Below are 23787 nucleotides of genomic sequence, written 5' to 3'. Positions count from 1 at the left end.
CAGCGGGCGCCCGTTTCGGCAACGCGACACGCATGCGCGCGCAAAACTCACTCGGCAAACTTCGCGCACCCATTATTCGGCGCGAAAAATAATCCGCGTGCACCTCAAAATTCAACAAGGTAACGATCGGCAGGCGCGCTATACTTCTCGGCAGTATGCAAACATTAGACATGACATATATCCACGCGCCCGCAACCTACGACTTTCGCGAGCGCTCCATCATGTACGGACCGGTGTCCGACATGGTGCCTTCTACTCCCATCTTCGAAATGTACCCGCTGGGGCTGACCACGCTGTGCGAGTACCTGGAACGACACGGTCTGCGATCGCGCATCTACAACCTGGCTTCCATGATGCTGCACAAGAAGAACTTCGACGTAGAGAAGAACCTCGCGCGCCTGGACTCGCACATGTTCGGCATCGACCTGCACTGGATGCCGCACTGCCACGGCTCGGTGGAAGTGGCGAAAATCCTCAAGCGGCTGCACCCGCGCACGCCCATCAGCTTCGGCGGACTGTCGTCGTCGATCTTCCACGAAGACCTGATCAAGTACGATTGCATCGACTTCGTATTCCGCGGCGACTCCACCGAAGAGCCCATGCGCATGCTGGTGGAGCGCGTGGCGCGTGCAGCCAAAACGCACACGCCGCTGGGCGATTTGTCGGACATTCCCAACCTCACCTGGAAAGATGCCGAAGGCTCCATCCACATCAACCCCTTGAGCTGGGTTCCCGACGACATGAACGCCATATCCATGGACTACGACTACCCCATGAAGGGCGTGCTGCGCCACCACGACATGACCAGCTACCTTCCCATGAAGGGCTGGCTGAGCTACCCCGTGACCGCCAGCCTGACCTGCCGCGGCTGCGCGCGCAACTGCGCCACGTGCGGCGGCAGCGCCTACGCGTTCAAGAACCACTTCGGTCGCCGGCGCGTAGCCTGGCGCGATCCGAAGCTGCTGATCCGCGACATCCAGCACGTGCAGGACCATATCTGGGGCCCCATCTTCGTGCTGAACGACTTCCTGCAAGCCGGCGAGGACTACACGCACGAGTTCATCACGGGGCTCAAAGGCAAGGTGCACAACCCCATCGGGTTCGAGTTCTTCGGCCCGCCGCCGGGCGGCGACGAGTTCTACCAGCTACTGGACAAGAACCTGGGCAACTGGTCGGTGGAGATTTCGGCGGAAAGCCACGACGACGACGTTCGCGCGGCGTTCGGCAAGGGCCACTACACGATGGCCGAGTTGGAAGAAACCATCGTGGACGCGCTTTCGCACCCCAACTGCGAACGGTTCGACCTGTACTTCATGACGGGCATCCCCAAGCAAACGGCAGCCAGCGTGCGCGAAACGAGCGCGTACGTGCAGCATTTGTACGAGCGCGTGAACTACGATCCGCGCCTGGTGGTGCTGACCAGCCCCATGGCGCCGTTTTTGGACGTGGGATCCATCGCGTTCGACAACCCGGAAAAGTACGGCTACAAGCTGCGCGCCCGCACGTTCGAGGAGCATCGCGAGCGCATGATCCTGCCCTCGTGGAAGCACATCATGAACTACGAGAGCATCTACATGTCCGTGGACGAGATGGTGGACGCCACCTACGACGCAGCGCTCGACCTCAACCGCATCAAAGGCGAGCACGGCATCCTGGATCCGGGCATGGCCGCCGCCACCGACAAGCGCATCCGCGAGGCGCGCGAGCAGATGAACCGCCTGGACGACGTCCTGTACAACGGCACCGGCCGCATCGATGCGCGGCTGGCGACGCTCAAGGAGGAGTTCGAGCGCCTGTCCGAGAACACGGTTGCTGAAAAATCGGAGTTGAACTGGGCGTTCGATGTAAAGCCCACGCATGCGAAGCACCTGGCGAAGCTCTGGTTCACCAACGAGCCCGCCAACGCCCTGGCGAAGCTGACCGGAACGTGGCGCCCTGCGGCAAGCGATCTCGACTACCCCGATCAGGAGAACGGCGTGCTCTCCCCCGCCTGGAACGCCGACGGAACGGCCAACTGCACGTTCAAGGGGCTTGCCGTGGACGGCATCGCCGACGGACGCGCGCTTTCGGACGATACGGGCGCGCAGGTAGCCGCGTTCGGCAGCGTGGTGGCGCCGGGATTTTCCCAGGAGAACACGAACGAGGCGTTCGATGCCGCCAACGCGCATCTGGAAGCCGGACGTGCGGGCACGGGCATCGAAGCGGGACGGCATGCGGCCATCCGGGCCGAAGCACTGCGCACGGTGGAGCACGACCCCCTGCTCGAGCAGATGATGGCGGAGGAGCGCGAACGCGAGGAAGCGCTGGCGCGCGGCGAGATCGCGCGTACGGTGCCGCGCGACGCCGGCGGCCTTCAAGGCGCGGGCGGCGTCAAGGGCGCGCGCGAGGCGCGCAAGCTCGAGAAGCTGCGCGACCGCAAAACGGAGAACCCTGCCAGCTAACGGCGCATCCGCCGCTGCATGGCATTCGATAGCGAGTTGGACGGCGGGATCGTCCGCCTGGGCGCCGCGGCAAAAATAGTCGCGGCGCCCTGTTTTGTCATCGGCAAGCCAACCTGACCGGCGCGCCGGCGCTTTGCGCCGCGCTAGCCGATCCCGCCCCTGCTCAACAGCGGCGTCAGCTTCCCCTGCGCCAACAGCGTGATCCTTCCCGTGGCGCGCGACACGGTGGTGTAGAGCCGACGGCGCGACAAGGGATCGTCCGGGAACGTGCGCTCGCTTGCTTCGGGCACGATCACGTGGTCGAATTCCAGGCCCTTCGCAAGCTTGAGCGACGTGAGGACAACGCCGCTCGTAGGCAGCGTCGCATCGGCGTCGATGAGCGGAGGCGCGCCGTCCCCCAGCTTCTTCTGCAGCTGCTTCGCCTGGTGCTTCTGCGGCAGGATCACCGCCGTAAGGCCCTCGTCCGCAGACGCCGCCTCGATGACGCGCACCAGCTCCCGATCGCGCTCCTCTTCGGTGGCGCACTCGATGATGGCCGGGGCTTCCTCCTGGCGGCGTATGGACGAGATGCGCAGGCGCTCCTCGTCCGCAAGCAGGCCGGCGAACAGCGCGGTGATGGCGGGCGAAGACCGGTAGCTGGTCATGAGCCGACATTCCTCCACCGAGCCGCGGGCTTTCTGGAATACGGCTTTGACGTCGTCAAACGTTGCCGTATCGGGACCGATGGCCTGATTTTGGTCGCCCAGGAGCAAGAAGTGGGCACGGCGGAAATAGCGCGCCAGCACCGTAAGCTGGGCCGCCGTGTAGTCTTGCACCTCGTCGATCATCACGTACTTGGCATCCGGATTGCCCAGCCCCGTGAGCGCCATCTTCAAGTACAGCCATTCCACGGGCACCAGGTTCTCCACGCCGAGCAGGCGCATACCGATGCGGTCGATGCGCAGCCAGTCGTCGTTCTCGACGGCTTTGCGCGCGGCAGCGTAACGATCGTCCACGTACTGCTGCGCCCAAACGCGCGCTTCGTCTTCGTCCTGCGCGTCGAACGTTTCGCGGAAGAGCGCCACCTGCTCGTCGGGGCTCAAGGCCGACAGCTCGTCGAGAATTCGATCGGACATCGCTATCTGCTTCAGGCGCGTGTCCAGACGGTGCGCCAGCTCGTCGCGCATGAGCGACACCAGGTGCGGGCCGGCCGGAATGTTCTTGAACTTGGCCGCCACCTGAAGGATCTGCCCCACGGACAGCAGGCGATCCCCGTTGCAGTGCACCTCTTTGAAGTCGTGCGGGTCGAACGCGAATCCCGCGCACGCCGCATCGATGCGCTCAAGCCGGTCGAGCGCCACGTTCACCTGCCCGCCCGTGCGATCGGGCGGCATGAGCTGCTGCAAGAACTCGTTCCACGTGAGGCATTCGGGGTTGCGCTCGCCCAGATCGGGCAGCACGTTGTCGATGTAGCTTTGGAACACGGGGTTGGGCGTGATCAGGAACACCTGGCTAGGATCCAGGCTTTCGCGCTGCTGGTAGAACAGGTAGGCGATGCGCTGCATGAGCACCGAGGTCTTGCCGCTGCCGGCAATGCCGTTCACCAGCAGAGCCGGCACGTCTTCATGGCGAATGACCTGGTTCTGCTCCTTTTGGATGGTGGCGGTGATGGACTGCATCTTGGCCGAGCGCTGCTTGGACAGCGACGCCAGCAACAGCGAATCCTGGATGGCCACGGTGGTGTCGAAGTACGCGTTCAGGCGGTCCTTGTCCACGTCGAACTGTCGGCGCAGCTTAAGGTCCACATTGATGGTGCGCCCGTTGGCCTGGTACGAAGTGGGACCGTTATCCTGGTTGTAGTACACCTCGGCCACCGGCGAGCGCCAGTCCACCACCAGGCGGCGGTAGGAATCGTCGGACACGCCCGCAGTGCCAATGTAGAGCTCTTTAGGACCTTCGCCCGGTTTGAACTGAAGGACCACTTTCGCAAAGTAGGGCTGGCCGAGCAGCAGCCGTATGCTGTTGAGCTTTTCGGCATCGACGCTCTGCGCCATGTTGTACGCGTCGATCACGCGGTTCACGGTGGCGAAATCGGCGTATGTTTCCATGGCGTCAGCGTAGCTGGCCAGGTTCACCGACAGCTCGTCCACCATGGCAAGCTTGTCGGCGGCGGCGTCTTTGCTGTTCTTGTCCATTTTCGCCACCAGATCGGCGGCCATCGACCGCAGCGTAGCGTACGTTTCGCTCAGATGGCGCTGCTCCGCTTCGAATACGGGGTCTTGCGCCAAAGATGCTTCGAGGTGCGTGGTGTCGGTGTACAACGGTACTCCTTGATCGAATGTGCAAGGGGAGATTATACGGGTCTGCGCCCGCGTTTCCCAGCGACTTCACGCTTCTTGCTGAAACCGTAACCCAGGGGCAGGCGGGCTGGCGTATACTGTGCTCTCGCACGATTCCCGATCGCAATGGAGCATCACCTGTGAGCATCGACACCGCCACCGGCAAGGAAGCGCCTGCGGACATCTCGTCCGAGCGCGTGAAAGACATCTTCTCCACCATCGCCAAGAAGTACGAGCGCTTCAACGCCGTCTCGAGCTTCGGCGCTTACAAGGCGTGGCTGTCCGGCATGATGCGCCAGGCTCCCATCAGCCCCAACGCAGACGTGTTGGACATCGCGGGCGGCACGGGCGACGTGACCTTCACCGTGGCGCGGGCGAAGCATCCGCGACACATCCAGTGCACCGACCTGGTCGACGAGATGCTCGACGTTGCACGCATGCACTACGCCGACGGCAAGGCCGACGGCGTGCCGGTTGATTTCGAGGTGGTGGACGCGCAGAGCATTCCGTACGCCGACGCGAGCTACGACGTCATCACCATGGCGTACGGCATCCGCAACATGCCCGAGCGCGACCGGGCGCTTTCCGAAATGTTCCGCGTGCTGAAGCCCGGCGGGTCGCTCGTGTGCCTGGAATTCTCCACGCCGCCGAACGCGGTATGGCGCGCCCTGTACAACTTCTACTTGAAGCACCTGATCCCCTTCTGGGGAGGCCTGATCACCGGCGACCGCGAGGGCTTCGTGTACCTGTCGCGCTCCATCAAGGCGTTCCCCAACCAACAAGGGCTGGCCGACATGATGACGCGCGCCGGATTCACGGATGTGACCTGGAAGAATTACACCGGGGGCATCGCCGCCGTCCACGTAGCGAAGAAGCCGGAGGCCTAAAGCCTGCGAAAGGCCGGCTGACGCTTAGATCGAAAGAAGGCTGAGCTAGTCGAGACGCGCTCGAGCACCAAGTCCGACCGACGCCGAAACGCAACTGCACATCAACGGCGGTTCGATGCTACCGCTTGCGCGCTCAAATGCACGATCCTTTCCCCAATGTTGCGTTCGAAGGACCTGCCAAGAGGCAACCTTCGATGCGATCGCGCGTTTCGCCTGGTCGCAGGTTGTTCGTTGTCGGCAGAAAGGCTTCGGCATGCACTCGAACGCAACATTGGGGGAAGAATCGTGCAGCAAGCAGAACATTCGCTGTCGAATCGGTGCTGATGCGCACCGGTGCGCACCGCCTTCCGAGCAGGGCGGCTTGCAACGAAGCGGGAAAACGGGCTCGAGACGGAGCCGGAAGACGAAGCCAGCGTCTCACTCGACGCGCATCATGCGGTAGCCTACGCCGACGTGGGTCTGGATGTAAAGGGGGTTGGCCGGGTCGGGCTCGATCTTCTTGCGCAGGGTTGCCATGAACACGCGCAGCGACGAGCGATCGGACGCCAAAGCGCTTCCCCACACCTCCTTGAGCAGGAAGTTGTGCGTGAGCACCTTGCCCGTGTTGCGCGCCAGCAGGCACAGCAGCTTGTACTCGAACGGCGTGAGGTGCACCTCCTGCCCATCGCGCTGCACGCAGGTGGAAGCGTAGTCGATGGTAAGGCCGCCGTTGCGATACACCGGATCCTCGGCACCTTCCTGCATGGCGCGCTCGCGATCAAGACGGCGCAGCGCAACGCGCACGCGAGCAAGCAGCTCGTCAACCGAGAAAGGCTTCACCAGGTAGTCATCGGCTCCGGCGTCGAGCGCCTCCACCTTGTCGGCATCCTCCAAGCGGGCCGACAGCACGATCACCGGCAACGACGACCATCCGCGCAAGGTGCGAATGACGTCGACCCCATCGCCATCAGGCAATCCGAGGTCAAGTATGACCAGATCAGGGGGATGCGAAGACAGCTCCAACAGCGCCTGCGCAACCGAGCGCGCCTCTCGATGAGCGTAGTCGTGCAGCTCGAGCGTCGTCGTCACCAAACGGCGCACCGCCGCATCATCCTCAACAACCAGTATCCGATACCGTTCAGCCACGTACCGCCTCCACCGATCGAGCGACCACATCTTCAGCATCCACCGCGGGCAGCGTGAACCAGAACTCGCTGCCGCAAGGCTTCCTGTTGCGCACTTGCAAAGTCCCGCCGTGAACCTCGACGATCGAGCGGCACAGCGAAAGGCCCAGGCCCATGCCGCGCTTGAAATCTCCGCTCTTGCCGCCGGGCTTGCCCGTAGAGCCATTGTAGAACATATCGAAGATGTGCTTGCGGTCCTCGTCCGGGATTCCCGGACCCTCGTCCGAAACCGCGATCCGCACGCGCGGCAGCCCGTCCTCGACGGCGCGGCGTGCGGTCACAGCGATGCAGCTTCCCTCGGGCGCATAGGCAATGGCGTTGTTCACCAGGTTGATCACAACCTGCACGATCAGGCGCGCGTCCATCTCGGCCATAAGCAGCTCGTCCTCCAAATCGACGCGCACGCAACGATCCGCAATGCGCCGATCGACATGCCGAAGCGCCTCCTGCACCACATCGCCGACCAGCTCGGGCTGCACCGCCAGCTGCATGGTGCCGTTGTCGATGCGCGTGATGGACAGCAGGTTCTCGACCAGCGTGACCAACCAACGCGCGTCGTCGTGAATATCGCGCAGCAGACGCCGCTTCTGCTGCGCTGTCAGTGCGTCCTCATCGTGCAGCAGCATGTCCGCATCCCCCGAAATGCTGGTGAGAGGCGTGCGCAGATCATGAGAGATCGTCCGCAGCAAGTTCGCGCGCAACGTTTCCTTTTCCATGCGCATCTCCATGCGGCGGCGCTCGTCGGCGAACAGGATCTGCTCGGTCGCCTGCCCGCATTCGTCAAGAATGGCAAGCAGCAGGTTCTTTTCGAACGCACCGAAATCCTCTTCCCCGTCGATGTCGTCCATGGCAACGCCAGCCACGCCGAACACGACATCCTTCGACCGAATGGGCAGGTAGAGGCAGTGCGCGTTGGCCAGCGTGTCGGTTGTGGCGCCCGCGCGCTCGTTGTTCGACGCCGACCACGCCGCCACCGCAGCCTCGGCGGGGGAAGCCAGCACGGCCGTATCCGTCGCGCCGCCTATCGTTCCCGGAACATCGTGGAGCTCGGGGTTCGCCAGGCTTCCGTCGCCGCGCATCCGGTACATCACCACGGGGCGGTTCAGCAGCTTGATGACCTGCTCGGCCGCAAACCGAAAGCACTCGTCGGCGGTCGACGCGCCCTGAAGCTTGCGGCTCGACTCAAGCAGAACCTCCATGCGGTACGCGCGACGCGCGGTGCTTTCGGCCTGGCGTTTCATGCGGATGGCCAAAGACGATGCAGCAAACGTCCCCACCAGCAGAAACGCGAAGATGAACGGGTAGTTCAGCCCAACGGCGTGCAGCGTGAAGCGCGGCACGGTGAAGAAGAAGTTGTACGCGAACACGCTGCCGAGCGAGGCGAACAGCGCGTAGAAGAATCCGTCGGCGCGCGTGGCCATGAGCAGCGCCACGATGAGATACAGCATGAGAACCACCGACCCCGCCAAGCCCAGCTCGTAGATCACCAGGCCCAAGGCCGTGGCAAGCGCGACCGACGCGAGGGCCCGCCATATATCGGCAACCGTGAAATGGAAGCCCGTCGCCTCGCGCAGCCGCCCGTACTGAGCGGGCAGGTCCTTGGTGGGCACCACGTCCACCACGGCACCGTGCGCAAGCTTCATCAGCCGGTTGACCAGGCTTTCCGGCCCCCACCCCAGCGCGCGGAAGCCGCCAATGGCGTTTCCCACCACAATATGGGTCGCCCCTGCGGTTTCCGCGTACTGCGCAATCTGCTGCGCTATGTCGTCGCCGAACAGCGTGACCACATGCGCGCCCAGCTCTTCGGCCAAATCGACGTTCGCCCGCAGGCGCCCGCGCCGTTCGGCGTCGAGCTTCTTGCTCTGCGACGACTCCACCACCACCGCGGTGAACGCGCCATGGTACGACTCCGCCATGTTGGCCGCGGCGCGAATGGCCTTCACGTTGCCGGCGTAGGGAGTCACGTACACCAGCACGTCCTCGCCCGCCTCCACGCGCGCGCCCGACTCGCCGCACTCGGCCTTGCGCGTCAAGCGATCGGCCATGCGGCGAAGCGCGATCTCGCGCAGCGCCGCCAGGTTCTTGCGCGAGAAGAAGTTGCCGAGCGCCGTGCGCGCACGGTCGGGCAGGTAGATCTTCCCCGACTCCAAACGATCGATCAAATCGTCCGGCTCGATGTCCACCAGCTCCACCGAAGCCGCCTGGTCGAAAATGCGATCGGGAATGCGCTCGGAAACGCTTACGTGCGTGATGGCGGCGATCTTGTCGTTCAAGCCCTCCAGATGCTGCACGTTCACCGTCGTGAACACGCTGATGCCCGCGCGCAGCAGCTCCTCGACGTCTTGATAGCGCTTCCGATGGCGGCACCCGGGGGCGTTCGTGTGAGCCAGCTCGTCCACCAGCACAATCTGCGGGCGGCGCGAAAGCACCGCATCCAGGTCAAATTCGCGCAAGGTGATGCCTCGATGCGTGACGGCGCGCGGCGAAATCTGCTCCAAGCCTTCCGTCAACGCCATGGTGTCCACTCTTGTATGGGGCTCCACGTAGCCCACCACCACGTCGAAACCCTTGTCGAGCACCGCATGGGCCTCTTCCAGCATGGCGTACGTCTTGCCGACGCCCGCCGCATAGCCGAAGAATATCTTGAGCTTGCCACGCGCGTCGCCCTCGGCAGCTTCCCCTTCGACGATCTGGCGCAGAATAGCATCGGGGTCGCGGCGCGTCTCCAAATCGCCCATCGATGCAGCCATAGCGTTCCTTCCAGCCGGAGGTGGAGCCGACGCACGTCGCGCCCGCCCCACCGTTCATCATACCTACGTTGCCGTCGCCGGTGCGACGTGCGTTACCGAACCGGCAAGATGCCGTCCAGCATCAGGTTCACCTTCAGCACGTTCACGCGCGCGTCTCCCAAAATTCCCCCTTGCGGCTGCTCCGTGCAACGCTCGATGATAGCGCGAATGTCGCGGGGGCTTTTGCCCGTGGTCCTGGCCAAGCGCTCGACTTGATACTCGGCCGCCGCCGGAGAGATATGCGGGTCGAAACCGCTGCCCGACTCGGTAACCAAATCGCTCGGAATGGGCTTGTTGCCCTGTTCCGGATGGGCCGCGCGAAGAGCGTCGATACGCGCCTGCACGGTTTCAGCGAACTCGTCGCCAGCCGGACTGAGGTTCGACGGAGCATACCACAGCACCTTGGATCCCCGATCGTCGGTGAACGTCTTTGCGTCGGGGCTCATAGGGCGCCCCCACAGATGGTCTTCGCCCGCAAACGGCTGGCCCACCAGCTCGCTGCCGTACGCGGTGCCGTCAACTTCGATGATAGACCCGTTAGCCTGATGAGGGAAAGCCAGCTGAGCCAAAACCGTGCAGGCAAACGTGTACGCAACGCCGCATAAAAGCGTGACCACCAGGAAGAACAGCGTTGCGCTTCCCCACAGCTTCGCTCCGTTTCCCACATGCAACATAATGATCTCCTCTCGTCCAATGATCCTGCGCTACGCAATGCCCAGCGCCGTGATAGCCATATCAAGAACCTTGATGGCCGCGAACGGAAGCACGATTCCGCCCAGGCCGTACACCAGCAAGTTGCGCGTCAGCAGGCTTTGCGACGTTGCCTCGCGGTACTTCACCCCTTTGAGCGCCAGCGGAATGAGCGCCACGATGATCAGCGCGTTATAGGTGACCGCAGCCAGAATGGCCGTTGTCGGGCTGGTCAGGTGCATGACGTTGAGCGCATCGAGGGCAGGGTACAGCGGGGCGAACAGCGCCGGAACGATAGCGAAGTACTTCGCCATATCGTTAGCGATGGAGAACGTGGTCAGGCTTCCGCGTGTCATGAGCAGCTGCTTGCCGATGCGCACGATGTCGAGCAGCTTCGTGGGGCTGGAATCAAGGTCGACCATGTTGCCAGCCTCCTTCGCCGCCTGGGTGCCGCTGTTCATGGCAACGGCCACATCGGCCTGCGCAAGCGCGGGAGCATCGTTCGTGCCGTCGCCCGTCATGGCCACCATGTGCCCTTCGGCCTGGTACTGGCGGATGGCGGCGAGCTTCGTTTCGGGCGTTGCCTCGGCAATGAAGTCGTCCACGCCCGCCTCGGCAGCGATAGCCGCAGCCGTCAGGGGATTGTCGCCCGTGATCATGACGGTCTTGATGCCCATCGTGCGCAGGTCGGCGAAATTCTCCCTGATGCCCTGCTTCACGATGTCCTTCAGGTACACCACGCCCAGCACGCGATGATCGCGCGCGACGAGCAACGGTGTACCGCCCGCGCGCGAAACGCGCTCGACGGCAAGCGCGCATTGGGCGCTGTACCGCCCGCCGCCCGCTTCCACGTAACGCTTCACCGCATCGGCCGCGCCCTTGCGAATCTCATGGCCGTCGAAATCAACGCCGCTCATCCGCGTTTGAGCCGTGAACGGGATCGACGCCATGCCCGACCCCTCCAGCACCCGTGCGCGAATGCCGAAGCGCTCCTTCGCCAGCACCACGATGCTGCGGCCTTCCGGCGTCTCGTCCGTCAGGCTGGCCAACTGGGCCGCGTCAGCCAGATCGCGCTCGTCGGCACCGTCGACCGCAACGAACTCGGCCGCCTGGCGGTTGCCCAGCGTGATGGTGCCGGTTTTGTCCAGCAGCAGCACGTCCACATCGCCCGCCGCCTCCACGGCGCGGCCGCTCATGGCCAGCACGTTCGCCTGGTTCAGGCGGCTCATGCCGGCAATGCCGATAGCCGAGAGCAGCGCGCCGATCGTAGTGGGAGCCAAGCACACGAACAGCGCAACGAGCGAGGTGATGGACGTGGGATTCGCCATGCCCTGTTGATTGGCGCCGAACCCGCTGAAAGCGAACAGCGCCACCGACACGGTCAGAAACACGATGGTCAGCGCAATGAGCAGGATCTCGAGCGCGATCTCGTTCGGCGTTTTCTTGCGTGCCGCCGATTCGACCATGGCGATCATCTGGTCGAGGAAACTGTGCCCCGCATCGGCGGTCACGCGCACCACCAGCCAATCGGACAGCACCGTAGTGCCGCCGGTCACAGCTGAGCGGTCGCCGCCCGCCTCGCGGATGACCGGGGCGGATTCGCCCGTGATGGCGCTCTCGTCCACCGAAGCCGCCCCTCTGACAATCTCCCCGTCAGCGGGAATCTGCTCGCCAGCGGACACGAAGAACACGTCCTTCTTCTTGAGGAGCGCCGAGCTTACCTCGTCGGCATTGAGGCGGAAGTACTCGGCGGGATCGTCGACATGCGCGCCCTTGGCCACCATGGCCTCGTTGAGCTTGTGCGCGTCGATGTCGCGCTTGGCGGCGCGCAGAGCGTCGGCCTGAGCCTTGCCGCGACCCTCTGCGAGAGCTTCGGCGAAGTTCGCGAACAGCACCGTCAGCCACAGGACCGCCGAAACCGCCAGGGTAAAAGCCGGGTGCGCGTCCGCCACGCCGAACAGGGAAAGAACGAACAGCGCCGACGTCAGGGCGGCCGAAAGGTACACCATGAGCATGACGGGATTCTTCGCCTGCTCGTTCGGCTTGAGCTTCGCAAACGAATCGGCCACGGCGCGCTTCGCGAGCTCGCGCATCGCTGCGTCTTTTCGCGAACCGCCCTTGGCGCCACGGGAGCCTAGCAGCGCGGCCTTGCCTTGTGCAGCAGTCATCTTGCCTTCACCAACCTTCCTACAAAGCCATCGTCAACTGCTCGGCAACGGGGCCCAGCGCAAGCGCCGGGAGCATCGTCAGCGCGCCGATCAGCACCACCATAAGCACCAACAGGAACACGAACAGCCCATTGCTGGTGGACAACGTGCCAGCGCTGGTAGCCACCGAGCGCCGACGAGCGAACCCGCCGGCAAGCGCGCATGCCGCCGCCAGGGGGATAAACCGGTTCGCCAGCATTTCCAGGGCAAGGACCGTGTTGATCAGGGGCGTGTTGGCGTTGAACCCGGCGAACGCCGATCCGTTGTTGCCGCCGGCGGAGACGGCCGCGTACAGCACCTCGGAGAACCCGTGCGCGCCGGGATTTCCCAAACTGGCAACCGTAGCGGGATCAAGGCTCATGATGGCGGCACCCGCCAAGATGAGCAGCGGCGTAGTGATGCACAGGATCACGGCCATGCGCATCTCTTTCGGGCCGATTTTCTTGCCCAGGTACTCGGGTGTTCGGCCCACCATCAGCCCGGCGATGAACACCGTCAGGATCACGAATCCCAGCATGCCGTACAGTCCGCATCCCACGCCGCCGAACACCACTTCGCCCAGCGAGATCAAAACGATGGGGACCATGCCGCCAAGCGGCGTGAAGCTGTCGTGCATGGCGTTGACCGAGCCGTTCGAAGCCGCCGTGGTGAACGCAGCCCACAAGGAAGAATCGGTTACGCCGAAACGCGTCTCCTTGCCCTCCATGTTCCCGCCGGACTGGCCGTCGAAGCCCATGTACACCTGGCCGCCCGCCGCAAGCTGGGGCGTTCCCGCCTGCTCGAAAAAGGCGATTGCCGCCAGCGCCCCTATGAGCAGGATGAACATAGCCGCGAATATCGCGCGCCCCTGCCGGCGATCCATGACGAATCGCCCGAAGCTGAACACGCATGCCATAGGAACCAGCAACATGGAAAGACACTGCACCAGATTCGTGAGGGGCGTCGGGTTTTCAAGCGCGCTTGCAGAGTTGGCGCCGTTGAACCCGCCGCCGTTCGTGCCCAGCTGCTTGATGGCAACCTGGCTGGCCTGCGGCCCCATGGGCACCACGGCCTGATCGATCGTCTCAACCGCGCTGGGGTCGTTAGCGGAAACCACCTCTCCCTCGGCGTTCACGCCAACCGGCTCCAAAAGCTGAACCGTCTGGTACTCGTCGATGTTTTGGGGAGAGCCTTGCCATACGTTGATCATCGTCGCAACCAGGGCAAGCGGAATGAAGATGAACAGGATGGCGCGCGACACGTCGACGAAAAAGTTGCCAAGGCCTTCGCCCCCTTCGCTCACCAAGCCGCGAAACAGCGCGAACAGGACGGCCAGGCCCACCGCTGGCGTCGCGAAGTTCTGAACCGTAAGGCCAAACGCCTGCGAGAAGTAGCTGAGGGTGCTTTCGCCGCTGTACGCTTGCCAATTCGTGTTGGTAACGAAACTTGCTGCGGTATTGAATGCCAGGTCAACCGGGAGGCCAGGAAGCTTTTCGGGATTCAGGGGCAACACTCCTTGCAGCAGCAAAAGAGCGAACAGCCCAACCAAGCAGACGGCGGAAAACACCAGCGCGCTGGCAAGATAGCGCTTCCAGCCCATGTCTTCGGCCTTGTCGATGCCGATGCAGCAGCATATCGCGTTCTCGACAGGCACGAGCACGCGCGACAGCACGGTGCGCTCGCCCGCCATGACTTTGTTGATGTATAGGCTCAGGGGAATGGCAAGGGCAACCAGCAACGCCAGGTAGATGCCGTATTCAAAGAGATTTCCCGTCATCGTCCGTCGCCGCCCTTCAGCAGCTTGCAGAACAAGTAGAACGCAAGCAGCACACTCAGCCCGCCAACGAAGCCCGTTACGAATTCCATCGTGGTCCTTCCTTCTTCTTTACGTTGCGCAGGTTCCGCACGGGTGCTGCACCCAAGAGGAGCGACCCGTGCCGCGCGAAACCCTCGTGTGGCGATACGGCAGAAACCGGCAGGTCAACCCCCGTTCGCTCGGGGCTAGCAGTGCGCGCCGGGACACCGCCACATACTCAGCATAGAAGGGGGCGCGCAAGCATGGCGTAAAGATGCCGGCGCGAACGTTAAGATGGGATAAAGACGATCGAGAAAGTTGAAGCGAGCTGCGGTTGGTTCGCTGTTGCGGCGCGGGCGGGCGGGGCGGCGCGGGGCGCGGGGGGGGCGCGGGCCGGAGGACTGACGAGCTGGTTGCGCGGAGCGAGGCGACGCACGGGGAACGCGCCCTCGATGCAGCGCGGGTGCGGCGGGCGCGGGGCGCAGCATGGCACACCGAGACGGAACGCGGGGCGCGGGGGCGATCGTGCGGCGCGGCCGGCCAACCGGTTCGCCGCCATCGCGGCGCGATGCCGCCAGCCGCGGCCCTCCGCCCCCTCGCCACCCGGTTGCGCACGAAAAACCGCCTTCGCTGGCAGGTTTTGACGGTTTGAGGTCGTCGAGATTGGCGCCGCCCCCGTTGCCGTTCGGCTTGCCTTTCGTTATGCCTGGTCACAGCGCTGGGCTGCTGTGCTGCGCTTTCGCGGGCGCTTACCCGGTCGGCTCAAACGACCTCAAACCGTCAAAACCTGCCAGCGGGAGCGTTTTTTCGTGCGCAAGGCGCCGATCCCGGGCAAGCGAGGGCGATTTTCCGCGCGTACGCTGCCGTTTCGAGCAAACGAAGCGTGGTTCTCGGGCCGCCGACGGCGTCGACGGCGAGCGCCGACAACAAGCGCGAAGCGAAATCCCTCGACCCCGCGGCGCGCGCCGGGCGCGGCGCGGCAGACGTCTCGCCATCACGCAATTGTTGCTCCGACCGTTCCGCGCCGCGCGCCGCGCGCCCGCAGCAGGCCCGCAAGCCCCGAGCGACGCGCAACCTCAAAGGAGAAACCTGGAGGACAGGCTTCCTAGTACGGCTCGTCCAAGTTGGCGTGGGCCTGGGCATCGGCGTCCAAGCCGAAGAACTTGCCCTGCCGATAGCGATCGAGCGCCACCAGCGCGATCATGCCGGCGTTGTCGCCGCACGCGCTCAAGGGCGGCATGACCAGGCGTACGCGCAAGCGCTCGCACAAGCTTTCGTACGCAGCGCGCAGCACCGGATTCGCCGCCACGCCGCCGCCCAGGCAGAACGTGCGCGCGCCCGTTTGCCGCAAAGCCATTTCGGCCTTCTTCACCTGCACGTCCACAACCGCCTGCTGAAAGCTGGCGCACACGTCGGGCACGTTGACGTCGCGGCCCGCCGCGCGTTCGTTGTTGATGTACGTGACCACGGCGGTTTTGAGCCCCGAAAGCGAGAAGCGCAAATCCCCCGAATGCATCATGGCGCGCGGAAACGCGATAGCGCGCGGGTCGCCCTTGGCCGCCTCGCGCGAGATCACAGGGCCGCCCGGATACCCCAGGCCAAGCGCCTTCGCTACCTTGTCGAACGCCTCTCCCACCGCGTCGTCGATCGTGGCTCCCAAAGTTTCATAATCGCCCCAATCCTTCATGTGCACAAGCAGCGTATTGCCGCCCGACACAAGCGACACCACAGCCGGCGGCGCGAAATCGGGCGCGCCGATCTTGTTCGCATACAGATGGCCTTCCAGGTGATGCACGCCGATGAACGGCTTTTCGACAGCCCAGGCAGCGCCCTTCGCGAATGCGACGCCCACCACCAGCGCGCCGACCAGCCCCGGTGCGTACGTCACGGAAACAGCGTCGAGGTCGCTCCACGCCAACCGAGAAACGCCCAGATGATCAGCGGCAACGTCGAAGCACTCGTCGCACACGCCGCAGATGGCTTCGATATGCTTGCGGCTGGCGATCTCGGGAACCACGCCGCCGAACCGCGCGTGGAAGTCTATCTGGGAAGCCACCACGTCGGACACCAACGTGCCCGCGCCGTCCACGATGGCTGCCGCCGTCTCGTCGCACGACGACTCGATGGCCAAAATGAGCGGGCGCACGAAATCGGAAGCCTCCGCGCAAGGGGACGCGCCCGCGGGCGACGAAGCGCGCGCTTCGTCGATGTGCAGCGCCATGCCCGCAACGTCATGCTGGGCCAGCGGCAAGGGGCCTTCCAGGATGAGCGCGTCTTCGCCGTCGGAATAGTACCGAGGACGCGTGCCGATCGACCGGAAGCCAAGCGCCTCGTAGAACGCATGCGCGCCCTTGTTGCCCGCGCGGACCTCAAGCGAGCACGTCGAAGCGCCCAAATCGCGCGCATCGGACGCCACGCGCGCAAGCAGCTCGCGAGCGATGCCGCACCGACGCCACGACGGATCCACCCCCACTTTGAGGATCTGCACCTGCCCGTCGACCACCCATCCGCCGGCATAGCCGATCAAATGATCCTGGCTGTACGCCGCCCACCAGGTGCGATCGCCTCGCGGCAGCTCGTCTGCAACCAGCGCTGCGCTCCAAGCATCCGAACCCATGACCGTCGATTCCAAAGCCGCAACATCGGCTGCATGGGCAGCGTCAAGCGGCTTGTAGGTAATGCCGCTCGCATCGGGACGCGCGTTCAAAATCGCCGTATCGTGCATGCTGGCGCGCTGGTCTCGCCGAGGCGCCACGTCCTGCACACCAGCCGTCAAATTGCGCGGATCGTTCTTGGACAGGCGAATGCGCTCGTTCTCTTCCGCGTCCGACAAGCGCGTGTACACCGGCAACGCGAACGCCGGATCGTGCGCAACCGCGTCGAACGGATCCGCATCGCCCGCACGCCATGCAGCTTGCAGCGCCAGCAAAAGGCCCCGCCCCGTAGGCGTCCAGAGCGCTTCGGCAAGCGCCGATCCGCATGGATCGAACAGGTCCGCGTACTTGCGCAGCGCATCTCCGGCAATCAGCAGATTCGACAGGCCCGCTGCCGTCAGCTCTTCCGCAGCTGCTTCGACTTTCACCACGCGATCGGCTTCCAAGCGCTCGATGCCCTGGTCGTTCAAGGTGTAGCGCACCGGATACACCTCTTTGCGCATGGCGTCCGCCACCACCGCCAAGGCGCCGCGCGCGCCGTCGGCCTGCGCGTTCCATGCCACCGCGTCAAGCGACGACACGCCAATCAGGGGAACCTCAAGCGCCGAAGCGACGCCTTTCGCCGTTGCCATGGCAATGCGAACGCCCGTGAACGACCCCGGCCCGCGCCCGACGACCACGCAGGCGATCTGCTTGCGCGAGACGCCGGCTTCGGCCAAAGCCGCGTCGATGCGCGGCAGCAGCTGGGTATTCGACGCGCGGCGGGCCTCCGCCTCGACCGACGCGACCAATTCGACGGTACGGCTTTCGGAATGCAGCGCGCCCAGCCCGATGGCGATCACTTCATTAGCCGTGTCGAATGCAAGCACGTACGTTGCACGCGCAGACGCGCCCTGCGGACGCGGAGCAGCTTCACCCACCTGGTTACCTCGCAGACTTCATAAGGCGCGACTTGGAGTCCTTCGCCCAAAGAAACAAGAGCTGGCGCGACCGATCGCCGTACGCATGCGCCTCCACGGAGCGGTTCCCTTCGGAATCCACCGAAATGCACACCTCCAGATACCCGTACGGAAGCGACTCGGGAAACTTCTCGCCCCATTCGATGAACGACGCGCCGTCGGCATCTATGGTTTCGTAATAGCCGGTGTCCTCCAGTTGGTCGGCGGAGTCCAGTCTATACAGATCGAAATGATAGAGCGGCAGCGTGCCGCCGGGATACGTGAGCAAGATATTGAAGGTTGGGCTGGTCACCTGGTCGCGAACGCCCAGGCCAGCCGCCACGCCTTGCACGAACTGCGTCTTGCCCGCGCCCAGATCGCCCGTAAGCACGATGACGTCGCCAGCGTGCAGATACGGCGCCAGCGTGACCGCAAGCTGCTTCGTCGCCTCGGACGACGTGGTCTTGCGCGTGTATGTTAACCCGTTAGCCATACCCCGTATGATACGACAACCCGGCAAGACGCGGGAGCCGTTTCGGAATATCCCCATGCAAGGCGCGCGTACCTGCCCCGAAAGTCCCGAACGCGCGCAGAAGCGCTACTTCACCACGAAGTCGCCGGGCAGGCGCGGAGCGGTGCGACGGTACGTCACCGCCGGATATCCCAGCAGCATGCACGTTTGAAGCGGGCGATCCTGCACCTCCAGCCACGACTTCACCGCCGGAAGCCCCTCGGCCGCACGGCACAAGTACCCGTTGAAAAGCATGCCCAGGCCAAGCGATGCGGCCATAAGCTCCATGTTCTGCGAAGCAAGACCGGCGTCGTCCGCGCGATCAGCCGCCACGAACACCACCGCGGGGGCGTTACGGAACAGAAAGTCGCGCGAGGGTTCCGCTTTCACGCCCTCCAGGAACAGAGCGCATTGCGCAGCCCATCGGGGCCGATCGGATCCAGGAGAAGCGAGCACGTCCTCGATGCCGCCCCACACCAGCCGCTTGAGCTCGTCCAGGCCGTCCTGCACCACCACGAACCGACACCCTTGCGCGTTCTTAGCCGTGGCGGTGTAGCGTCCGGCCTGCAAGATCAGGTCGATCTTCTGGCGCTCCACCGCACAAGGCCGATACCTCCGAATGCTGCGCCGCGACTTGATCGCCTGCAGCAGATCGTGCGCGTCGACGAAGCGAGAAAGCGGCTCGACGGGCTCCACGTCGGCCATATCGTAGCCGGAAATGGACACGGCACCGGTCGGGCACACGGCCACGCAATGCCCGCACAGGATGCACCGACCTAAAACCTGGGCGATTCCGTTCTGAATGCGCAGGTCATCGGCTACGCAATCGTCTGCGCACCTGCTGCACCCGATGCAGCGAGCCTCGTCGATCTCAACCCGCATCGCGCTACCTCAGCAATGCTTCCGCGGCAGCCACGGTATGAGCCATCGTCACCGAGGTGGTCACGGTTCCGATGCCGCCCGGCACCGGCGTGATGGCGCCCACGATGGGCTCCACCTCGTCGAAGTTCACGTCGCCGCACAGCTTGCCGTGCGTATCGAAGTTGATGCCCACGTCGAGCACCGTCTGACCGGGACTGAAGAACTCGGCCCCGTACGCCCGCGCGCGCCCCGTCGCGCAGATGACGATGTCGGCCTCGCGGCAAATGGCCGGCAGGTTCTCGGTCCGGGAATGGCAGATAGTCACGCTGGCGTTGCGCCGCAGCAGCATCATGGACACCGGCTTGCCCACCACCAGGCTGCGGCCGACCACCACCACGTGCTTGCCCACCAGGGGCACGTCGTAATGGTCGAGCATTTCAACGCAGGCCGCAGCGGTGCACGGCGGAAACCCGTCGCTCGCATCGGTGAACACGGAGGCCAGCGAGGCAAGCGATATGCCGTCGACGTCCTTCGCCGGAGCAAGCGCGTTGCACATGGCCTTCTCGTCGATGAAGCTGGGCAAGGGGCGAAACATGAGGCACCCGTGCACGGTCTTGTCGTAATTGATGGACTGAAGCGTTGCCTGCAAGGCAGCCTGCGGAGCGAACTCGTCCAGCACGTACGGCTTGACCGCGATGCCCAGGCTTTCCGCGCGCTTGACGGCCGTGCGCTCGTAGGACAGGTCGTCGGGACGCGCGCCCACGCGCACAAGAGCGAGCGTGGGAACGATTCCCTCCTGCCGCAGAACCTCGATGCGCGCGCCCATGTCCTGCGCCATGCGATCGACGACGGGCTTCCCTTTCAGCTGAATGGCCATACGATCAGGCTCCTTTACGAAACAGCTTGCTTGACGTGCGCGAACAGATCGTCGCACTGAGCACGAACGGAATCGGCAACGGCGTTGGCCTGGTCGCGATAGCGCGCGGCCCGGTCGCGATCATCCATCGAAGCGGCGTTGATGAATATGTTGAGGCTCGCCCCGTCCACGGCGGCGCGCGCGAACGCCGCAGCTACGCCGGCATCGGAGAGGGCCATCCGGCTGCCGTGGTACGCCAGGAAGTCGGTCAGCTCGACCACCTCCGCAATGCGCTGCATAATTTCCAGGGGGACGTCGCATGCGCCCACAAGCGCGGTTTGCAGCGCTTCGTTTTTCGCCGCCTGCTCCTCGGGCGTCGCCTTGGGCATGCGATACGCAGCGGCCAGCGGCGCGAACGCGCGCGCATCCTCGTCCACCAGCTCGATCAAACGCTCCCGCACGGCGGCAAGCTTTTCCAGCGTCACGTACGCGTCGGCCTCCACGTCGGCGTACGTTTTCTTGCCCACGGTCAGGTTCCCCACCATGGAAGCAAGGGCCGAAGCCAGCGCGCCCACGTACGCGGAGGCCCCTCCCCCGCCCGGCGTTGGAGCGGAGCTAGCCAATTCCTCGATGAACTTCGTATCCATTCGGGCCTCCTCGCAGGCAAGTCCAAAGCGCATTCCAGCTGACCGGAAACCGGGTGCGCGACGGCAACACGTTCCCAGCGCGCTCTACGCGCCTTTTCTTGAAACGGTCATTGTGCCAGAAAGCCCGCATCCGAACAGCGCCTGCCGCCCAAAAACAAGCCGGTTTGGCAGGAATTCCACGGCGGAGGGAGCGCGAGGGAGCGGAGAGGGCCGCCCGATGACGGAGAGCGAGCGCCCCGCCGAAGCTTTGGTCGCCCAGGTTGGCGTAGTAAATCAGCGAGGGCTTCCACGGTGCCCCAGATCGGCCCGTTTCGCGGCCGAGCGTGCTTCGCACGTGAGGGCAAGCGAAAAAGGGTCGAGATGGAGTGCCGTGGAAGCCCGCAGCGTCGGCGTGTTCCGCCGTTCGGAGAACGGCGGAACACGATTAGAACAGTCCGGAAATCTTGCCGGTTTCGTCCACGTCGATCTTGAACGCAGCCGGGCTCTTCCCCAGGCCGGGCATGGTCATGATGGATCCCGTCAGGGCCACCACGAAACCAGCGCCTGCAGACACCTTCGCCTGGCGAACGGTCACCGTGAAGTCGCGCGGCGCGCCCAGCTTGGTCTGGTCGTCGCTGAACGAGTACTGGGTCTTGGCCATGCACACGGGCATGTTGCCGAACCCGAGCGCCTCAAGCTGCGCCAGCTCCTTCTTCGCAGCCGGCTCGAACGTCACGCCGTCGGCGTGGTAGATGCGCTTCGCGATGGCCTCGATCTTCTGAGCCAGCGTCAGGTCGTCGTCGTAAGAGAACTCGAACGTCTCGGCGCTGCGGCCCTCGGCGTCGCCCTCTTCGCACAGGCGCACCACCTCGTCGGCCAGCGCCTGGCCGCCCTTGCCGCCCTTCGCCCACACCTCGGACAGCGCGACGTTCACGCCCAGTTCGCGGCACTTGGCTTCCACCAGGTCCAACTCGGCCTTGGTGTCGGTCGGGAACGCGTTGATGGCAACGACGCACGGCAGGTTGTACACCTTCGTGATGTTCTCCACGTGCTGCAGCAGGTTGGGCAGGCCGGCCTCCAGGGCCTCCAGGTTTTCCTCATTGAGGTCAGCCTTCGCCACGCCGCCGTGATTCTTGAGCGCGCGCACCGTGGCAACCACGACCACGGCGTCGGGCTTGAGGCCCGCCAAGCGGCACTTGATGTCCAGGAACTTCTCCGCACCCAGGTCGGCACCGAAGCCGGCTTCGGTCACGCAGTAATCGCCCAGCGCCATGGCCATGCGCGTGGCCATGATGGAGTTGCAGCCGTGCGCGATGTTGGCGAAGGGACCGCCGTGCACGAACGCCGGCGTGCCTTCGAGCGTCTGCACCAGGTTCGGCTTCAAGGCGTCCTTCAGCAGCGCCGTCATAGCGCCCTCGGCATGCAGGTCGTGCGCCGTAACCGGCTTGTCGTCGTAGGTGTAGCCCACCACGATGCGGCCCAGGCGCTCCTTGAGATCGGTAATGGAAGTGGCCAGGCAGAAAATGGCCATGACCTCGGAGGCCACCGTAATGTCGAAGCCGTCCTCGCGCGGCACGCCATGCGCCTTGCCGCCCAAACCGTCCACGATGTTGCGCAGCTGGCGGTCGTTCATGTCCACCACGCGCTTCCACGTGATCTTGCGCACGTCGATGCCCAGCTCGTTGCCGTTGTGGATGTGCGCATCCAGCAGAGCCGCCAGCAGGTTGTTGGCCGCGCCGATGGCATGGAAGTCGCCCGTGAAGTGCAGGTTGATGTCCTCCATGGGAATGACCTGGGCGTATCCGCCGCCCGCCGCGCCGCCCTTGATGCCGAACACGGGACCGAGCGAAGGCTCGCGCAGAGCCACGACCACGTTCTTGTCCTGAAGGGCCAGCGCATCGGCCAAACCTACCGTCGTGGTGGTCTTGCCTTCGCCGGCCGGCGTGGGGTTGATGGCCGTGACCAGGATGAGCTTGCCCGGCGCGTGCTCCACGTCCGCGAGCAAGTTGTAGTCGACTTTCGCCTTGTTGGTGCCGTACATCTCCAGGTACGACTCCGGCACGCCCGCCTTCTTGGCGATCGCGCTGATGTGCTCGGGGGTGGTCGCTTGGGCAATTTCAATGTCACTCAACACGTCGGGCCCTCACTTTCTTGGTTTGGTCTGGACTTTTCGGAATCATGAAGTATAGCGCGCGCAGCGGCATAAAACGGCGGGCATGCGGTCGAAGGTCTTAGGATAGGGCAATGCGGTCGCACAATCCGCATTCCGCCTGATCCGCCGACGCCTCGTACACCAAGCGCAATCCTTCCAACGTCAGATCGGGATTGGTCGTCGTAATGGTCTGCGACTGGGCGGCCACGCGAGAAGCAAGCCCGCCCGTAGCAACCACGGTGGTCTGGTAGCCCAGCTGATCGAAGATACGGCGCACCAGCCCGTCCACACGATCGGCCTCGCCGTAAACGATGCCCGCCTGAATGGCCTGCTCGGTGTTGTGCCCGATGGCGGTATGGGGATCGACCAGGTCGATGGCGCCCAGCTTGGTCGCATGATCGAACAGCGCCGACGACGACGTTTCGATGCCCGGGGCAATCACGCCGCCCACGAACCGACCCTGATCGTCCACTACCTCCATGTTGGTGGCCGTGCCGAAATCGACCACGATCACCGGCGCGCCGTACAACGCCTTCGCCGCCACTGCGTCGGCCACGCGGTCCGCGCCGATCTCGTGCGGGTTGGGATAGTCGGCCTCGAACAAATTCCCTGCGGTTTCAGCCGAGCACACCAGCGCGTGCTTGCCGATCATGCGCCTCGTCGCATCGCACCACGCCGCCGTCAGCTGCGGAACCACCGAAGCAAGCGCCACGCCGTCCAGGTCGTCGAACGCAATCCCCTCGGAGCTCAGCAAAGGCACCAGCTTGACGCGGAGCTCGTCCGACGTATGGCGTTTGTTGGTGGCCACGCGCCACCGAAACCGAAGAGCCCCTTCCTGGTAGATGCCGAATACCGTTTGCGTGTTCCCCACGTCGATAGCAAGTAACATGTTTCTGACAGTCTCCTTATACGGCGCCCGA

The 23787-nt window shown here is 64.3% G+C and carries 15 protein-coding genes; 2 read left to right on the top strand and 13 right to left on the bottom strand.

Translation table 11 applies throughout. The features are described 5' to 3' along the window. Window positions 1-170 precede the first annotated feature (170 nt). Entirely contained in the window at window positions 171-2441 is a 2271-nt protein-coding gene (locus ACMNI9_RS07855) for a TIGR04190 family B12-binding domain/radical SAM domain protein (RefSeq protein ID WP_418831484.1), read from the top strand. A gap of 143 nt (window positions 2442-2584) precedes the next feature. Here ACMNI9_RS07855 and ACMNI9_RS07850 read toward each other — a convergent pair whose 3' ends face one another. Then, a complete protein-coding gene (locus tag ACMNI9_RS07850; RefSeq protein ID WP_418831482.1) occupies window positions 2585-4741 on the bottom strand; it encodes a HelD family protein in 2157 nt (718 codons plus the stop codon). 158 nt (window positions 4742-4899) lie between these two features. Here ACMNI9_RS07850 and ACMNI9_RS07845 point away from each other — a divergent pair, with 158 nt between their 5' ends. Next, window positions 4900-5646, top strand: a complete 747-nt coding sequence (locus ACMNI9_RS07845; RefSeq protein WP_225749751.1) for a ubiquinone/menaquinone biosynthesis methyltransferase — start codon at window positions 4900-4902, stop codon at window positions 5644-5646. Between the two features lie 417 nt (window positions 5647-6063). On the opposite strand, the gene ACMNI9_RS07840 is transcribed toward ACMNI9_RS07845, so the two are convergent. The 12 genes from ACMNI9_RS07840 to ACMNI9_RS07785 all read right to left on the bottom strand — a co-directional run bounded on the left by ACMNI9_RS07840 (window position 6064) and on the right by ACMNI9_RS07785 (window position 23756). Continuing rightward, window positions 6064-6771, bottom strand: a complete 708-nt coding sequence (locus ACMNI9_RS07840; protein WP_114567259.1) for a response regulator — start codon at window positions 6769-6771, stop codon at window positions 6064-6066. Beyond that, window positions 6764-9559 carry an ATP-binding protein gene (locus tag ACMNI9_RS07835; RefSeq protein WP_418831480.1) on the bottom strand — a complete coding sequence of 932 codons (2796 nt, stop codon included), beginning with the start codon at window positions 9557-9559 and terminating at the stop codon, window positions 6764-6766. Before ACMNI9_RS07835 ends, ACMNI9_RS07840 begins: the two co-directional genes overlap by 8 nt. Before the next feature lie 92 nt (window positions 9560-9651). After that, window positions 9652-10272 (bottom strand): K(+)-transporting ATPase subunit C, encoded by a 621-nt coding sequence (gene kdpC / locus ACMNI9_RS07830; RefSeq protein WP_418831478.1) that lies wholly within the window; start codon window positions 10270-10272, stop codon window positions 9652-9654. 30 nt (window positions 10273-10302) lie between these two features. Beyond that, the gene (gene kdpB, locus ACMNI9_RS07825) at window positions 10303-12381 is read right to left on the bottom strand and encodes a potassium-transporting ATPase subunit KdpB (protein WP_418831476.1); all 2079 of its coding nucleotides are present in this window, start codon (window positions 12379-12381) and stop codon (window positions 10303-10305) included. A 94-nt stretch (window positions 12382-12475) separates the two neighbouring features. Further along, window positions 12476-14251, bottom strand: a complete 1776-nt coding sequence (gene kdpA, locus ACMNI9_RS07820) for a potassium-transporting ATPase subunit KdpA (protein WP_418831474.1) — start codon at window positions 14249-14251, stop codon at window positions 12476-12478. Window positions 14252-15374: 1123 nt separating this feature from the next. Then, window positions 15375-17843 carry a tRNA (adenosine(37)-N6)-threonylcarbamoyltransferase complex transferase subunit TsaD gene (tsaD, locus tag ACMNI9_RS07815; protein ID WP_418831472.1) on the bottom strand — a complete coding sequence of 823 codons (2469 nt, stop codon included), beginning with the start codon at window positions 17841-17843 and terminating at the stop codon, window positions 15375-15377. A 4-nt stretch (window positions 17844-17847) separates the two neighbouring features. Further along, on the bottom strand, window positions 17848-18354 hold the full coding sequence (gene tsaE / locus ACMNI9_RS07810; RefSeq protein WP_114567264.1) for a tRNA (adenosine(37)-N6)-threonylcarbamoyltransferase complex ATPase subunit type 1 TsaE: 507 nt from the start codon (window positions 18352-18354) through the stop codon (window positions 17848-17850). A 105-nt stretch (window positions 18355-18459) separates the two neighbouring features. Then, window positions 18460-19254 carry a nitroreductase family protein gene (locus ACMNI9_RS07805; protein ID WP_418831471.1) on the bottom strand — a complete coding sequence of 265 codons (795 nt, stop codon included), beginning with the start codon at window positions 19252-19254 and terminating at the stop codon, window positions 18460-18462. A gap of 4 nt (window positions 19255-19258) precedes the next feature. After that, window positions 19259-20110, bottom strand: coding sequence for a bifunctional 5,10-methylenetetrahydrofolate dehydrogenase/5,10-methenyltetrahydrofolate cyclohydrolase (locus ACMNI9_RS07800; RefSeq protein WP_114567266.1), 852 nt, complete (start codon window positions 20108-20110; stop codon window positions 19259-19261). Window positions 20111-20124: 14 nt separating this feature from the next. Next, complete coding sequence (locus tag ACMNI9_RS07795) at window positions 20125-20736, bottom strand: cyclodeaminase/cyclohydrolase family protein (protein ID WP_114567267.1); 612 nt, start codon at window positions 20734-20736, stop codon at window positions 20125-20127. A 424-nt stretch (window positions 20737-21160) separates the two neighbouring features. Then, window positions 21161-22849 carry a formate--tetrahydrofolate ligase gene (locus ACMNI9_RS07790; RefSeq protein WP_114567268.1) on the bottom strand — a complete coding sequence of 563 codons (1689 nt, stop codon included), beginning with the start codon at window positions 22847-22849 and terminating at the stop codon, window positions 21161-21163. A gap of 97 nt (window positions 22850-22946) precedes the next feature. Further along, window positions 22947-23756 carry a type III pantothenate kinase gene (locus ACMNI9_RS07785; RefSeq protein ID WP_216529357.1) on the bottom strand — a complete coding sequence of 270 codons (810 nt, stop codon included), beginning with the start codon at window positions 23754-23756 and terminating at the stop codon, window positions 22947-22949. Between the last annotated feature and the right edge of the window lie 31 nt (window positions 23757-23787).

Source organism: Paraeggerthella sp. (assembly GCF_048427265.1).
GTDB lineage: Bacteria > Actinomycetota > Coriobacteriia > Coriobacteriales > Eggerthellaceae > Paraeggerthella > Paraeggerthella hominis.
The sequence above is the reverse complement of the archived record's forward strand: the minus strand, read 5'-3'. Positions and strand labels throughout refer to the sequence as shown.

What these genes read in the sequence shown, in the direction of transcription:
- kdpA (WP_418831474.1), bottom strand. Translation starts at nt 14,251, where the DNA reads ATGACGGGAAATCTCTTTGAATACGGCATCTACCTGGCGTTGCTGGTT.
- ACMNI9_RS07805 (WP_418831471.1), bottom strand. Translation starts at nt 19,254, where the DNA reads ATGCGGGTTGAGATCGACGAGGCTCGCTGCATCGGGTGCAGCAGGTGC.
- ACMNI9_RS07800 (WP_114567266.1), bottom strand. Translation starts at nt 20,110, where the DNA reads ATGGCCATTCAGCTGAAAGGGAAGCCCGTCGTCGATCGCATGGCGCAG.
- kdpC (WP_418831478.1), bottom strand. Translation starts at nt 10,272, where the DNA reads ATGTTGCATGTGGGAAACGGAGCGAAGCTGTGGGGAAGCGCAACGCTG.
- kdpB (WP_418831476.1), bottom strand. Translation starts at nt 12,381, where the DNA reads ATGCGCGAGCTCGCGAAGCGCGCCGTGGCCGATTCGTTTGCGAAGCTC.
- ACMNI9_RS07795 (WP_114567267.1), bottom strand. Translation starts at nt 20,736, where the DNA reads ATGGATACGAAGTTCATCGAGGAATTGGCTAGCTCCGCTCCAACGCCG.
- tsaE (WP_114567264.1), bottom strand. Translation starts at nt 18,354, where the DNA reads ATGGCTAACGGGTTAACATACACGCGCAAGACCACGTCGTCCGAGGCG.
- ACMNI9_RS07785 (WP_216529357.1), bottom strand. Translation starts at nt 23,756, where the DNA reads ATGTTACTTGCTATCGACGTGGGGAACACGCAAACGGTATTCGGCATC.
- ACMNI9_RS07835 (WP_418831480.1), bottom strand. Translation starts at nt 9,559, where the DNA reads ATGGCTGCATCGATGGGCGATTTGGAGACGCGCCGCGACCCCGATGCT.
- ACMNI9_RS07855 (WP_418831484.1), top strand. Translation starts at nt 171, where the DNA reads ATGACATATATCCACGCGCCCGCAACCTACGACTTTCGCGAGCGCTCC.